A 14602-nucleotide genomic window follows, 5' to 3' on the forward strand; every position below is an offset into this window, starting at 1 on the left:
GTTTTACGTTGTGGTTTACTTGGTTAAATAATCGCTCACCGCAGCTAAGAGCTCATCGTTGGCAAAAGGTTTTGTCATGAAGCCGAGGGCCCCTGCTTCTTTCGCCTCTGCAAGGATGTCTTCATCGCCCATGGCGCTCAACATGGCGATTTTCGCGCCGGGGTAGCGCGCCGTGATTTCCCGGGCCGCTTGGACTCCGTCCATGACCGGCATGGTGATATCCATGATCAACAGATCGGGAAGCAGATTTCCGTACGCCTCTACCGCCTGCAGGCCGTTGCGGAAGGTCCCACAGATTTCGTATCCCGCCGGAACTAAGGCCTTGGAGAGCGCTTTATGGATGAATGGGGAATCGTCCACCAGCATGATCCGTTTTTGTGTTTGATTTTCAGCCATCATTTTCGTCACCTTTCAGTATGTTTTTATGGATGGTTCCGGTCGCCATCTTGATCAGCTCGATGGGATTCATGACCAAAGCGACTCGGCCGTCACCCATGATGGTGCCACCGCCCATGCCGGGGAGCGACGACAGGTAATCGGGGAGAGGCTTGACCAGCACATCTTGTTCGCCGATCAACCGGTTCACGATCAATCCCACTTTCATATGTCCGTCGGTCACGATGACAACGGGCGTCCGTTCGGTCAACTCTTCCTGCCCCATCCCGATAACCTCGGCTAAAGAAACGACGCCAAGGACTTCTCCCCGGTGATGAAGCAATTTACGACCTCGATACATCAGTAGGCGTTCGCCGGGCACTTTTAAGGTTTCCAGTACATTGTCTAAAGGCAAAATGAGCATTTGACTGGCGACTTCCACCATGAGGCCTCGCGATACGACCAATGTCAAAGGAAGCTGCATGACCAATTTCGTCCCTTTTCCCAGTTGGCTCGATATGGAGATGGTTCCCCGTAGTGCGGTGATGTTGTTGCGGACGACATCCATACCGACGCCGCGGCCCGAAATCTCTGAAACGGCCTTGGCAGTGCTGAACCCGGGAAGGAAAATGAGCTGATAGGCTTGGGTCTCGTTCATGTCCTCAGCTTGTGCTGCCGTGATGAATCCCTTTTCGACGGCTTTTTCTTTTAAGGCCTGCGGATTCAGTCCTTTGCCGTCGTCTTCGATCTCAATAAAGACGTATTTTCCACGGCTGTAGGCTCGCAACCAGACCCGCCCTTGCGGGTCTTTGCCCTTGGCGATGCGCTCTGCCTCGGGCTCAATGCCATGGTCGGCAGCGTTCCGGACCAGATGCATGAGAGGGTCGCCGATCTGATCGATGATGGTCTTATCGAGCTCCGTGTCTTCCCCTTCCATCATCAGGCTGATGCGCTTGCCTGTCTGTAAGGCGATATCCCTGATCACGCGGGGGAACTTCTGAAAGACGGTGCGAACTTCTGTCATCCGCATCGCCATGATCGCGTCTTCCAGTTCGGCCGATATGCGGCTCACCCATTGACCAGCGTCTTTGACTTCCCGGGAAATGACGGGCAGGTTATGCTCCATCATCAGCTTGCGCGCGATCTGGCTGAAGGCGTTCTTGGTGACGGCCAGTTCGGCGATGGCGTTCATGAGGCGATTGATTTTTTCTTCACTCACCCGGATGGAATGACCGGTCGTGCCGTGGATGCTATCGGAACCAGTCCGTTTTGAAGGACAGCTCAAAGAACCGCCCTTGGCATTGTTTCTGTCGCTGCTGTCCCCTTGCGTTTTTTCTGCAGCACGATTGCTCTTATCTCCACCGAAATTGCTGTTTAGGTCCTTATCACGATGCTTTTGTGCGGATGCTTCTTCCGATGTGGATTCGTCCTTTTTCGGCTCCCTTATGTTCGTCCTTGCCAGCGATGGGTCTTCCTGACCCTTCTGACTCGAGGTGATAGGCTCTCCCGCTGTCGCCGACACGGACGAATTCGGCAACGGGACTGTCGACGTTTCTGCGTCAAGACGATCTCGGGCAGCCACCAGTTCTTTTAGCAAGGGCGGGTTAGCCGGGTCTTTTTCCATCTGACCGCTTCGCATCATCGTCATCAACCGTTGTAACGCATCCATACAGGCAAAGCAGATGTCGGTGACCCAAACCGGGACAGGGAGACGGAGGGTGCGAATCTTCTCTAGCAATTCTTCCATGCGTTGGAACACTTCCATTGTTTCTTTTGCTGCCGCCCGCAAGGGAGCATCGGGCCCTTGAAAACTGAGCAATAAGCCTAAGTTTCCCTTGAGGGTATGTACTCGTCGGAATAGATCGGCCAGGGCCGCCATGTCACCAGGGTTACCGTCTAAGTCGATCAGCAGCTTGCCGCAAATGATCTCCGAATGTTCGTCGGCATCGGTGAGAAAGTTCTCTGCTGCCGCTGCGCTCGCCTGGCCCTTCACCAGCGCCATGAGTTCCCGATCTATATGGGTGTCTTGGTTCACGGTCACGTGGTTCCTATCGGAAGCGACTGGAAGATCTGATCCTTCTTGTACCACCGCTACATTCGGAGCATTGGGAGCATTGGGAGCATTAAATGCTTGTCCCACTGACGCTTCCGTTTCCGTCCCTTTATCTTCGCTCTCACAATCAGAGGGCGTTCCCCCCACAGGTTCTAGGGAATCCTGAACCGTTGTGGAGGCCATTGTTCCACCGGAGGCGGAAGGTTTCGGCGGTATGATCGACTCTAAATCTTGGATCAGCTTCTCCACGTCTTGACTGCAGGTCAATTCGATCTCCAAGACGGTGCCGGCATTCCATTTTTCGCAGGATTCCTGCAGCAAGCGGATCATTTCTCCTAAAGCATCGCCGGCGTTCAGCAGTAGTTCCACGATGGAACTGTTCAGTTGAATCCGGTCTGACCGCAATGCGTCGAGTACATATTCGGCCTGGTGGCTGAGTCGAGTGATCTCGGCAAAACCAAAAAAGGATGCCAGCCCTTTGAGCGTATGAATCTGGCGGAATATATCGTTAAGTACCCCCGGTGTCCCATCGGACACTTCCAATTTCAGCAGTTCTTCTTCCACACGCTGCAGGTATTCGCCCGCTTCTTCGATAAAGGCTTGCAGCATTTCTACGTCATCCGCGCTAAAGCGATACTGCATCGTCTAGGCCTCCTTTCCGGACTTCCCATCCAGCAGGCGTCGAACCGAATCGACCAACTTTTCCGGTTCTGTCGGTTTGATGAAATAGACGTTTGCTCCCACTTTTACCCCACGATCGGCATCTTCTTGATGGTCTTGGGTGGTCACAATGATGACGGGTGTTTCCCGGTAAGCGGGCATGCTCCGGATCTCTGCGATAAACTGAAACCCGTCCATACGGGGCATGTTGATGTCTGTGATGATCAGGTCTAAGGACTCTTTCAACATCGTTTCCAGAGCCAAACAGCCGTCTTCCGACTGGAAAACCTCGAATCCTAAAGAAGTGAGGACAAAAGCATGGTATTTTCTGACCATCGCTGAATCGTCCACCACAAGTATTCGCGCCACATCGTCACCCCCTACGGTTTGTAGTAAACGATGTTCCCATCGATACGCCGCATCTTAAAGGCTTCTGTGATTCGACCAACAGACTCCGAATGTCCTAAGTAGACATATCCCCCGCTGCGAAGGGAGCGGTAATAACTCTCCAGCACTTTCAGCCGTGATTCATTGCTGAAGTAGATGAGGACATTGCGGCAAAATATAAAATCAAACCCCACCTGGTCCTTCATCTCCTTTTGGTCCATGAGATTCAGGTATTTGAAGTTCACCATGCTCCGCACATTGAGGTTGAGCAGATACATGTCCAGGCGACGGGTGAAATATCGTTCCAGGTATTCCGGTGGCACATCTTTGACAGAACGGGAATTGTAGTAGCCTCGCCTTGCTGCCGCGAGGACCCGCGTATTGATATCGGTCGCTTGGATCTCAATCTTCCATTCATTCGGTTCTGGCAGCATCTCCAGCAAAATGATGGCCAGTGTGTACGGTTCTTCTCCGGTGGAGCAACCGGCGCTCCAGATCTTCAGCTTTTTTTCACCGGAGGCAAGTTTTTCTCTTACCATCAGGGGCAGCACCGCTTCGGCAAATCCAGCCAGTTGGGGAAAGTCACGAAAAAAGTAGGTTTCGTTGACGGTGATCCGGTTGATCAGCAGTTCCATCTCCGCCGGGTCGTTCGAGAACTTAAGAAATTGATAGTAATCGCGGTAACAGGTCATATTCAATTCTTCCATCCGCTCGCTGAGCCGCTTTTCGACATAATAGAGCTTATGGTTTTCAAACCACATTCCCGTCTTTTTGTAGATTAACTCTACATAGCGCCCATAAAGCTCAGCTGTTAGCGTCAAGGGTATAACCCCCGTTTCTATCCAATTCCTGTCCGATGATTTGTTTCAATTCCTCATCATCATTCGGCAGTGAATCAAGGAACGCTTCTAAATAGTCCCGTCCTGCTGCCCCCATTTTCGTCATGCCGCGGACGGCAGCCAGTTGCAGCAATCGATCCGGTTGTTCCAGATTCTCTACCAGCCAGTCGAAGGTCTCTCGATGACGGTAGATCTCGGAACAGGTGAAGATGTAGTAGCGGTGGCTGGTACAAGGATCGTGTTCGTAGAGGTAGGCCAAGATCCGGTAGACCCCGTCACCGCTCCGGGCGGCCAGACTGGTGATGGCCATGCGGCGCACTTCTGGCTCGGGATCATTGGCCAGGGTCTCCATGACCGATAAAAAGGCATCGTCCCTGCGGATGAGCCGGCAAATGCGGGCGACCTGGGAGCGGATTTCCCGGTCTGCAACCAAAGAGGCCCGTAAAAAGGCTTCCGCCAGGGGCGCTTCTTCTTGCGCCGTCATCACTTCCAAGATGTCCGGCCAGAACTTTTCGGGGCAATGATCCATTCGTCGCTTCAGTTCGTGATGTAAACCCGGCGTCCCGATCATCGTCAGCGTATCGATGGCTTGGCGCCGGATCCGGCTGTCGGAGTGTTCCAAAGCTTTCAGCAACAAGGGGTTCGATTTTTCACCGCCGAGCAAGCCCAGACCGGATAAGGCTGATAAAACCGTTTCGGGATCCCGATGGTGCGTCATTTCAGCCAGAAATTCCTCAGCTTCGCTGCCGCAGCGCCAAGCCTGCGCGACCGCTAACCGGACGATGGACAAGTCGGAATCTCCCGCATAGGCTCTGAGCCGTTCTAGAGGAAGAATCAGCATCGACCTCTCCGCCACAGACAGGAGCAGTCGTTTCATCGACGAGTCTGCTCCGTCGAGCAGGGCCGTCACCCGGGATGCCGAAGGTCCTGCCTTCAACAGCGGAACAATCAGCTCATTGAGACCCTCTTCTTCTTTCCCGATACGCTCGCTTAACAGGGGTAAGTGTATGTACAACAGATGGGGGAGGTTCTGCGCAGCCAAGTGAGCCGCTGCGAGGCTTTCCTCTCGCCCGCCTTGTTCCAACTGCTGGGCGATAAGCGTCTCCATAGGCCCGTGGGACGGTCCCACATCGATCCCTCGCTGTTGCCATTGAGACATCAGCATGATCATCTCCCGGGAGGTCAATTCCCCGCTGAGATACAACTCCCAGGCTTGCGGCAATTGCTCCCGAAAGCCCAATTTTCCGGCAGCAACCGCCCAAATCCCCGCTAAGGCGGCCCGCTCACGACTCGTACCGCCGCTCTGCCGCAGATAGCGATCGATATCTTCCATGGCTGCTGCGTCCCCTAACTGGGTCAGCGCTTCAATGACAGCAAAGGCCAGCCAGGCACTGATGCTTCTTTGGAGCAACGCTCGCAGGTATGGAACGGCTCGTCCATCGCCATGGCGTCCCAAAGACTCAACAGCGCCAGCCGCTACATTCGGATCGTCATCGCGCAGGGCCGTCACCAGCAACGGAAAGGCTTCTTCGCAGGCAATCGCCCCTAAGGCCTCGACAGCCATCTTCCGTAGATCCCGCGATTCCTCTGTCATCAATTCCGCCAGGACCGGCAGTGCCACCTTTTGCAAGGAACAGAGAATTTCTAATGCGCCGTTGCGTACCGCCGCTTCCGATGAGGACAGTAAACGACTCACCATCAACGCCGTCCGGTGGTTTCGCATTTCTCCCAGGATGCGAATGATTCTGCGGCGCACATAGGCCGATGTTTCCCGCTCTAGCTGCTGCGCCAGCAGTTCAGTCCCGCTGACATGTCCGATTTGAGACAGCAGTTCTACGGCTTCACAGCGTTCCGATTCCCGCTCACTCTTGAGCCGCCGTTTCGCTTCTCGGATCACATGAACCACCCCATCCCTAGGCAAAGTTTCCCCGCATGCTTTCCCACCAGCGCCGCAGCTTCGCTTCGGACAACCGAACCGCTTCCATCACCCGGTCTAAGTCGGGGAAGGGTTTAAGCAGGTAATCATTCGCCCCTTTTTCAAGGCAGCGAACAGTCTTATCCATGGTGGAATAGCCCGTCATCATGATGACCTGAACAAGCGGATCATAGGCCTTCAGGGCCGCCAGCAATTCAATTCCGTCCATCTCCGGCATGACGATATCGGCCAATACGATGTGGTATTTTTTTTCTTTAATCTTCTCAATCGCGGTCAAGGGCGAGGTGGTGTAATCTGCCGAATAGCCTTCCAATTGGAGTATCCGTTGCAAACTCAGGACTAACTCTTCTTCATCGTCCACCAATAGGATTTGAATCTCTGGATACATTCTGAACCCTCCTTACCGTTTCACCGTCTTTCCGGGCTGCAGCAAGCTTCATAGGGATGTTTGAACAGTCGCAGTCCCTCAGCCAGTTCACCGGCAGCATCGAGAATGTTGTTATGGCGAGAGGAATACAGGCCTTGGGAAAGAAGGACCATTTGCCCGCCTCGTTCGACAATCTGCCCCTGAAGCTGACGGAGCCAGTGAATATCCTTTCCTTCCAGGACTTCCTTCTCACTGATGTCTACGATGACCCGGCGCATCGTCCCCTCGTCGATCTGCCGGCAGACGTCATCGGCGATACCCTCTACGAGGGTCCCCGTCTCCACCGGCAGGCTGTAGAAATACCTTTGATTACAAAGTGCACCATATAGGCCGTCCCATAGGGTCTTTAAGTTGTTCCGGGCCATTCGGCAAAAACGCTCCCGGTTTTTATCGGTCAATTCCACGGGGATCGTGTCCATCAACAGGTAAAGGCGAATTTTCCACTGCCGTTCCCCGCCTGGGTACCACTCATCGCCCTGAGAAAATCCATCCCACTGAGAAAGCCGGCCTATATCCTCCCGAAACCGGCTGGCCGTTCCATCCGTCCGGGTAAGTTCTCGCCCCGCTTCCATCATCCAATGAACGAGTTGATCGATATGCTCCAGCGATGGGTAGGGGGTGACCGCAGCAAGTTGTTCATTGAGTTCGGTCAAATAAATTTCCAGCACATCTCCCACATCACAGGCTTTGCGGATGTCATCGCGATGAGCCTTCGTTTGGATGAGGACCGACAAGGGGATCTCCCCATGGAAGCCCTCTTCCGAGTGTTTGGGATCGGGATGGCAGTGCAAGATGGCACCTAATTCCTTCAACCGTTCCACGATCAGGTAGTGGCGAACCTGTGGCATCGGTGTCTCTGTATCCACTTTCACCTGCAGGTAGAATAAAGGACCGCCGTCTACGATGCCTTCCGGGAGTTTACTTGGCGGTATTTCCTCTCCTCGGCTCAAAATGGCCACATCGACCGTCACCTTATGGGTGCCCCATGCCCTTGTCGGCTTGACCGCTTCCAGCCGTGGCAGTCCCGATAAGAATTGCCTCTGTCGTTCCGCTACTGTGTCCCAGGAGCCACCGTGCTGATAGATATCCAGGTACGATTCCATTAAATCAGTTGCTTGTAAGACCCCGTTGACCATGGTGGTATCGGCATCGCCGATTCCCTGCCGGACCGGTTCCAGCCAATCTTCCATGCGATGAGCCAGTTCGGCCATTTGGGTCATCTCCAGCGATTGGGCACCGCCTTTGATGCTGTGAAAAGCTCGAAACAAGGCCGGTACGGCCTGAACAGGAGCCCCTGTTTTTTCGGCAGCCAACAGTTGATCGACCGCATCGACCAACATCTCACGGGTCTCGGCAAAAAATACTTCGATGAACTCCGCTTCTCCTGGAGGCAAGTTCACGGTGAATCCCCCTCAGCCAGTCTTCCTGCTGGCAATTGAATCGTAAAGGTCGTACCGCTGTCCCCATCGCTGGAGACGGTGATCGTCCCCCCATGTTCCGTGATAATGCCCTGCACGATGGACAGCCCTAAGCCGGTTCCTTTATTGTCGTTGGTGTAAAAGGGCTCAAACACTTTCGACAGTTCGGCTGCACTGATACCGCAGCCGTTATCGCAGACTTCTATGATTACCCGGTCCTTCCGGTCTTGGTCATAACCGGCTCTTACGGTCAGTTCTCCCGATCTTTGTTCTCCCCGCTGAATCGCTTTCAGGCTGTTATGCATCAGATTGATCAGCACTTGCTCTAACTGCTGGGCGTTTCCCCGAACGATGAGATCATCGGGGATATCCCCAAACAGTCGAGCATGCTTGGAAAGGGAACTATCACTGGATACAAGCATCCACGCATCCTGTAAGCACGAGACCAATCGGACAGGCCCTTTTTCGCCTCGCTCTTGGCGGGAAAAATATTTTAAGCCGCTCACGATAGCGGCGATGCGATCTACACCTCGAAAGATGGCCTGGTTGGCCCGAAGAATTTCCTCTTCCAAGGGATCTCCTGTGCGTTGTTTGGCTAGATACCGACGCAGTAATTCCGAGTTGACCTTGATGAAGGTCAGGGGATTGTTGATCTCATGAGCTACACCGGCCACCAGGCGACCGATCGTGGCGAGACGGTCGGCCTGCTGTAAGGCCTTTTCTTTTTCCTGGAGCCGTCGCACCAGTTCCTTATTCGCTTTTACTCGCTCTTCTAAAGTAGAACCGTCGGGGTTGCACTGCATCTCTTGCACCAGTGCGATCACTCCCTGGCTGGTGAGCAACAGTTCTTGCGTTAAGTCGGCCACTTCTTTTTGCATCTGGTTCATGCGGCCGATCATCTGCTGCAGCACATCGACGATAATCGGCCACCCTTCCGATTCGCTTTTTTCTTCCCTGATCAGATTCCGGCTGTCCTCAGTCCCTAGGGAGATCTGCAGCTCCCAACTCCCTGTTTCGACGATGGAAGTGACTCCATTGGGACAACATCTGTCGAATATCGGCGCTGACAGAGGCGGAAGGGAGCCCCTTTCCATATCGACGCGGCTCGTTAACAACAGCCGGTGATGATCTTTGCTGATTCTTCCTTGCCATGGCTCTTGCTTTTTTACCCCGGCCATGCTGAGTTGCCACAATACGATGACCGAACAGCGAAAGATCACCTCTGCCTCTATGCCGGAGTGCTGCAGCTGTTTCACCAGTTCGGGCATCACATCGCCGGCCTGGGCAGGCATTTTCAGATCCATACTGGTCATCATCGTTCATCCCGGGCGATCAATATGGTCGCCTCATCATCATCTCGGCCCCACCGTTCCACCCATTGACGGCATAGCTGCCCTGGCTTGCCCCCTTTGATCGACCTATAGTGAAGCTGCTCCCAATCGACCACCGCCCCTGCTGTGGTAACAGCCAAAATGGACTCAGCCGTCCACCTTTCCTGGTCGAGAGTCAGCGAGGACACATCCAGTCCCTTCCATCTTGCCGTTCGCTTCAGGGGTACGTACCCTTCTGGGATCAGCAATTGCGCCTGGATCGGCCCCACCCCCACATAATTCAGGGTTTCCTGCCTGTAATCCACCTGGGCGAGGAAGAGTGCCCTCTCCGCTTCCCCCGTCATTTGCCGGTGCGTCTCCCCCATGATCTCCAGCAAGGAAAGGCCTTGCAGGTCCCACAGGGTTCGTTCCATCCGCAGCCTGTTCTGGTAAGCAATCGTGCCGCGACCGCTCGCATCAAAAAGGGCTATCGTCGGCCGGTGGGCATCTTGCCGGACGAAAAATCCCTCCCCGCTGACGCCGTACTCCGGGTGGGGTCGAGAATAGACACCTACAGTCAGCCGCTGCGTGGGGATTGCTTCGACCCACTTTTTCACCGTGACCACCGTTCCCGATGGTTCGCTTTGGAGTGAAAAGAAGTCTGACAGACGGCGCATAGCGCCCAGGCCGCCGCCTAAACTAGCGGTTGACGGTGTCCCATCGAGAAGGGCCAGCGAAACATCAGGAATTCCCGGTCCCTGATCGATCGATTGCAGGATCAACCCTTTTCGATCGCCGATCGTTTCTACGCGAATGACCCCGCCGCCAGAGGCATGTTTGGCTAAGTTGGTCGCTAATTCGGTCACGATGATGGCGAGTTGCCCGAGTTCCTGCATGGTAAAGGGTAAAGAGCGGCAGTACTCGAGCAATTGGCGCCGGGCTGTGCCGACATCATCGGCACCGTGAACCCTAATCTCCGGCATCGTCCCCTCACCCCAGTTCGTTGTTTTACCCCAGCCATTTGACGATCCGAATGGTCGTTCCCTCGCCCAGGCGGGATTGAATCTCGAATTCGTTCATGAGACGTTGGCTGCCGCTCAGTCCCATGCCCAACCCGCCGCCGCTGGTGTAGCCCACCGTCATGGCCAGATCGATGTCAGCGATGCCAGGACCTTCATCTTGAAAAAGAAACTCCAGTCCTTTCCGATCGCTGCGAGCGACATGCCGGTACTCCATCCAACCACGCCCGGCATAGAGAAAGATATTGCGGGCGAGTTCACTAACGGCGGTGGTAATCCGGGTCTGATCGACCAGCGAGTAGCCCATTTCGATCGCCGCTCGCCGGGCCGCTTGGCGAGCCAGGACCACATCTGGCTCCCTCTGAATATCTACCCGGTTGGTCATCAACCATCCCTCCCCAAGGATGGAGCAGCGGCTCGTCCCCCCTTGAGTACCTCCAGCGCATCCTCCAGATTGAGTGCTGTTTTGACCCCTTCTATACTTAAACCCATCTCGACGATGGTGATCGCCACCATCGGGCGGAGTCCCGCCAACAAGGTTTCCGCTCCCATCAGCCGGATCATCCGGGCCGTGTCCGACAGGATTCGTCCCATATATGAATCGACAAGCTCTAATTGAGAGACTTCGATGACGACTCCACTCACTTGGTGGTGAATGACCGATTGAAGGATTTCCTGCTGTAATTCCTGTGCGGAGTGATCGTCAATATCTCCTTGCAGGGTCACGATGAGCACGTTTTGAATTTTTACAATCGATGTTTTTTCCACGTTACCCTCCTGCCGGCTCACCCCGCTGTGCTGTGGCTTTTCAGAACGATTTCCTTATCCAGCATGTCGAGCGCTAGGGCAATCCCGTCTTGCATTATCGACCGAGTGATGACGGAGCTTAAATCGACCCCCATATAGACCATCGTCTGGGCGATGGCAGGACTGATGCCGGTGATGATCAGGCTTCCGCCGAGCAGGCGTACCGCTGCCGCTGTTTTCAAAATGTGATTGGCTACCATGGTATCTACGGTCGGTACACCGGTGATATCGAGGATGGTGACACGGGCACTTGTATCGACAATCATATTAAGAAGTTTTTCCATGATCTGCTGGGTCCGCTTGCTGTCCATGGTGCCGATGAGGGGAACGGCCAAAATCCCATCCCAGAGGCGGATGACCGGTGTGGAAAGTTCCAGTAGGTCTTGGCGCTGGTTGAGGATGACTTCTTCCCGGCTCTTTAAATACACTTCAAAAACGTACACGCCGGCTTCGTCGAGCAGGGTCATTAACAGGTTGTCGCCTTGACCACGAACCATATCCTTGACATAGGGGCGCATGGAAAAAACGAACTGGGCGGTTTCTGTGGGCGTCAAATGATTGCGGCTTCCCATCACCGAGATTTCTTGCAGCGTTTTTTGCAGCACTTCTGGGAGACAGCCTGTGGAGGCGGCCAGGAACATCCCTTCCCAAAGAGCGCGACCCAACCGTTCCGTCTCTTCAATAGAGACCACACCCCGGGTGACCCAAGGGGTTTTTTGGACTGTCGATAACCAAGGGGTAAAGGCTTCTTGGCCTTTTACGCTCATCAATTTGCCTCCTAAATTCGGTTTACAGCTTTGACAATCTCTTTGGCGATGTTGTAGGAAGGGGCGACGATTTCCGCTCCTCCCCGCTCAATCGCTTCGCGGGGCATACCAAAGACGACAGCCGTAGAACGATCCTCGGCGATGGTAATCCCACCGGCCTGCCGGATCCGAACCATCGCCTCGGCGCCGTCGGAGCCCATGCCAGTCAGCAGCACGCCGACGGTGCGCCGGCCAAAGAGATCCAAGACAGAGTTCATGGTCACATCGACCGACGGGATAAAGAGGCTCTTTTCTGGCTGAGATGTGAGCCGGACCATGACATCATCGCGCAAGGCATTTTTTTTGAGGACGAGATGGTAGCCCCCCGGGGCTACCATCCCCTCTCCTCGCGCTAGCTTGTCCCCCGCCTTGGCCTCCCGAAAGGACAAGGGGCAGTAATCATCAAGTCGTTTGGCGAAGGAAGCCGTAAAGGTGGGCGGCATATGCTGGACGACGATGAGGGCGGCGTCTAAGTTCGCCGGAAGCTGTGGCAGGATTTCCATCAACGTACCCGGTCCCCCCGTCGAAACGCCGATGACGACGACTTTCCGAAAGGATGTTTCCCGATTTTCGCCGATAGGTACCGATTTTTTCACTGCCGGAGCAGGTCGGGTCGATCCTGGAGCCGTTCGCCGCCGTCTGCGCTTCTGTTGCGCTGCTCCCTTTACCTTGGCGATTAGTTCCCGGCCTACTACGTGAAGGTTCGATGATACGGTGCCGGACGGTTTGGCCACGTAATCGAATGCCCCCAGTTCCATCGCTTCAAAGGTCGTGATCGCCCCCTCTTGGGTCAGAGAACTGACCATGACCACTTGCACCTCGGGGTGCTGTTCGAGAAGAAGCGTTAACGAGGTGAGTCCGTCCATGACAGGCATGTTGATATCTAAGGTGATTACATCGGGGTGCAGTTCCTGGTCCTTGCGCAGGGCGTCCTCCCCGTCCCGGGCCGTTCCGATCACTTCAATATCGGGATCTGTCTCTAAGATTTGCCGGACTGCTTTGCGCATCATGGCTGAGTCGTCTACTACGAGAACTTTTATTCTATTCACTGTTCATCCCTGCCGCTGATCAATTCTCCAGTTGCAGCACCCGATCCAGTTCCAGAATCATGACCATGCGCTTGCCGTCATTGAGTTTCGCCACGCCGCGGATATACTCTGTATCAATCGCTTCGGAAAGGATGCGAGGCGTTGTCTCTACAAGGCTTCGATCAAAGCGCAGCACTTCTGAAACGGAATCGACGATGATCCCTGTTTTCCGGTTGTTGACGTCGACGATGACGATCCGTGAAGCGTCATCGCGGGTTCGCTCTTCCATATGGAATCGACGCCGAAGATTGAGGGCGGGAATGATGTTTCCCCGCAGATTGACGAGACCTTCGATATAGTGAGGAGCTCCCGGCATTTGGGTCACCTGGGTCATCCGGTTGATCTCTTGAACGTCTGTAATTTGAATCGCAAACTCTTCGTTTCCCAGGCGAAACGCCACCAACTGCTCTTCTTCAATCGCTCTGGCGAGGTTGCCCGCTTCGACGACTTCCCTGGCTTCTTCGCTGTCTTCCATCAGTTCTCTGACCATATCTGTCGATAAAAGGTTTGACGCGTTAAGGCACATCAACAGGCGAGTCCCCTTGTTCAGCTTGGCCACACCGCGAATTTGTTCGGCTTCTCCGCTGAGGAAGATCGGCGGCGGCGGTTCGATGATGCTCCGGGGAACGCGAATGACTTCTTGCACCCGGTCCACCCGAAAGCCTGCCGTCAGGTGACCTAGATCGACGATGATGACCCTCGATTGATCCGTCAGCGCTTTATCCTGCATATGAAAAAAGCTCCGCATGTTGACGATGGGCAGGAGTTGGTTGCGAATCGATACGACTCCTTCCAGGTAAGGGGTCACATTCGGCACTGCCGTGATCTCAGGCACACGGATGATCTCCTTGACATGCATGATGTCAAAGGCGTACTCTTCCCGACCGAGCAGGAATGTGACCAGTTGGTCTTCTTCCAGTTCGGCTTTGATTCCAGTGCCACCGACCGCTTCGGCCGAGGCCGCAGCATGAGCTTCTTCAATGAGCTCGTCGGCTTGTTCCACCGTGAGCACTTGTTCTAAGTTCAAAGCCATGATCAGCCGTTTACCTTGATTGAGTTTGACGACACCGTCTAAGTATTTTACGGCTTCACTGCGAATCACCGGCGGAGGCGGTTCAATATCGGAAGCGGCTACCCGAAGAACTTCTGATACTCGATCGACGACGATCCCTGTGACGCGACCGCTCACATCGACAACGAGTACTCGTGTGTTTTCGTCGCGCTGCCGCTTGTCCATGCCAAAGCGGCAACGCCCGTCAATGATGGGAAGAATGGTGCCCCGTAAGTTGCAGACGCCTTCCACGTAATCAGGGGCTTGCGGGATTTTCGTCACTTCGGTGAAGCGGATGATCTCCCGGACATTCATGATGTCGGCCCCGAATTCTTCATGGCCTAGATGGAAGGTGACTAACTGCCGCTCCGATAGGCCTCCTGCCCTCGTGGTATCGGCGATGGTCATTGCTTTGTGCTCCTTCCC

At 54.5% G+C, this 14602-nt stretch carries 14 protein-coding genes; all 14 read right to left on the reverse strand.

All coding sequences use genetic code 11. The features are described from left to right. Nucleotides 1-15 precede the first annotated feature (15 nt). From GJ688_RS10600 to GJ688_RS10665, 14 genes are read right to left on the reverse strand one after another with little or no spacing between them, the layout of a single operon-like run. On the reverse strand, nucleotides 16-396 hold the full coding sequence (locus GJ688_RS10600; protein WP_155476535.1) for a response regulator: 381 nt from the start codon (nucleotides 394-396) through the stop codon (nucleotides 16-18). Next, nucleotides 389-3070 carry a chemotaxis protein CheA gene (locus tag GJ688_RS10605; protein ID WP_155476536.1) on the reverse strand — a complete coding sequence of 894 codons (2682 nt, stop codon included), beginning with the start codon at nucleotides 3068-3070 and terminating at the stop codon, nucleotides 389-391. The genes GJ688_RS10600 and GJ688_RS10605 overlap by 8 nt, the downstream gene beginning before the upstream one ends. A 3-nt stretch (nucleotides 3071-3073) precedes the next feature. After that, complete coding sequence (locus GJ688_RS10610; protein ID WP_155476537.1) at nucleotides 3074-3457, reverse strand: response regulator; 384 nt, start codon at nucleotides 3455-3457, stop codon at nucleotides 3074-3076. Between the two features lie 11 nt (nucleotides 3458-3468). Next, nucleotides 3469-4296: a CheR family methyltransferase gene (locus tag GJ688_RS10615; RefSeq protein ID WP_155476538.1), complete on the reverse strand. Its 828-nt coding sequence runs from the start codon at nucleotides 4294-4296 to the stop codon at nucleotides 3469-3471. Then, a complete protein-coding gene (locus GJ688_RS10620) occupies nucleotides 4280-6211 on the reverse strand; it encodes a HEAT repeat domain-containing protein (RefSeq protein WP_170291869.1) in 1932 nt (643 codons plus the stop codon). Before GJ688_RS10620 ends, GJ688_RS10615 begins: the two co-directional genes overlap by 17 nt. A 16-nt stretch (nucleotides 6212-6227) precedes the next feature. Further along, the gene (locus tag GJ688_RS10625) at nucleotides 6228-6638 is read right to left on the reverse strand and encodes a response regulator (RefSeq protein WP_155476540.1); all 411 of its coding nucleotides are present in this window, start codon (nucleotides 6636-6638) and stop codon (nucleotides 6228-6230) included. Between the two features lie 20 nt (nucleotides 6639-6658). Further along, on the reverse strand, nucleotides 6659-8077 hold the full coding sequence (locus GJ688_RS10630; protein ID WP_155476541.1) for an Hpt domain-containing protein: 1419 nt from the start codon (nucleotides 8075-8077) through the stop codon (nucleotides 6659-6661). After that, nucleotides 8074-9408 (reverse strand): sensor histidine kinase, encoded by a 1335-nt coding sequence (locus GJ688_RS10635; RefSeq protein ID WP_170291870.1) that lies wholly within the window; start codon nucleotides 9406-9408, stop codon nucleotides 8074-8076. The genes GJ688_RS10630 and GJ688_RS10635 overlap by 4 nt, the downstream gene beginning before the upstream one ends. Then, nucleotides 9408-10388, reverse strand: coding sequence for an ATP-binding protein (locus GJ688_RS10640; RefSeq protein ID WP_155476543.1), 981 nt, complete (start codon nucleotides 10386-10388; stop codon nucleotides 9408-9410). The genes GJ688_RS10635 and GJ688_RS10640 overlap by 1 nt, the downstream gene beginning before the upstream one ends. 25 nt (nucleotides 10389-10413) lie before the next feature. Next, nucleotides 10414-10809, reverse strand: a complete 396-nt coding sequence (locus tag GJ688_RS10645; protein ID WP_155476544.1) for an ATP-binding protein — start codon at nucleotides 10807-10809, stop codon at nucleotides 10414-10416. Beyond that, nucleotides 10809-11192 (reverse strand): STAS domain-containing protein, encoded by a 384-nt coding sequence (locus GJ688_RS10650; RefSeq protein WP_207708800.1) that lies wholly within the window; start codon nucleotides 11190-11192, stop codon nucleotides 10809-10811. Before GJ688_RS10650 ends, GJ688_RS10645 begins: the two co-directional genes overlap by 1 nt. A gap of 17 nt (nucleotides 11193-11209) precedes the next feature. Continuing rightward, a complete protein-coding gene (locus tag GJ688_RS10655) occupies nucleotides 11210-11998 on the reverse strand; it encodes an STAS domain-containing protein (RefSeq protein WP_155476545.1) in 789 nt (262 codons plus the stop codon). A gap of 11 nt (nucleotides 11999-12009) precedes the next feature. Then, nucleotides 12010-13086 (reverse strand): protein-glutamate methylesterase/protein-glutamine glutaminase, encoded by a 1077-nt coding sequence (locus tag GJ688_RS10660; protein ID WP_170291872.1) that lies wholly within the window; start codon nucleotides 13084-13086, stop codon nucleotides 12010-12012. 19 nt (nucleotides 13087-13105) lie between these two features. Then, a complete protein-coding gene (locus tag GJ688_RS10665; protein ID WP_155476546.1) occupies nucleotides 13106-14584 on the reverse strand; it encodes a chemotaxis protein CheW in 1479 nt (492 codons plus the stop codon). Between the last annotated feature and the right edge of the window lie 18 nt (nucleotides 14585-14602).

Source organism: Heliobacterium mobile (assembly GCF_009720735.1).
Classification (GTDB): domain Bacteria; phylum Bacillota; class Desulfitobacteriia; order Heliobacteriales; family Heliobacteriaceae; genus Heliobacterium; species Heliobacterium mobile.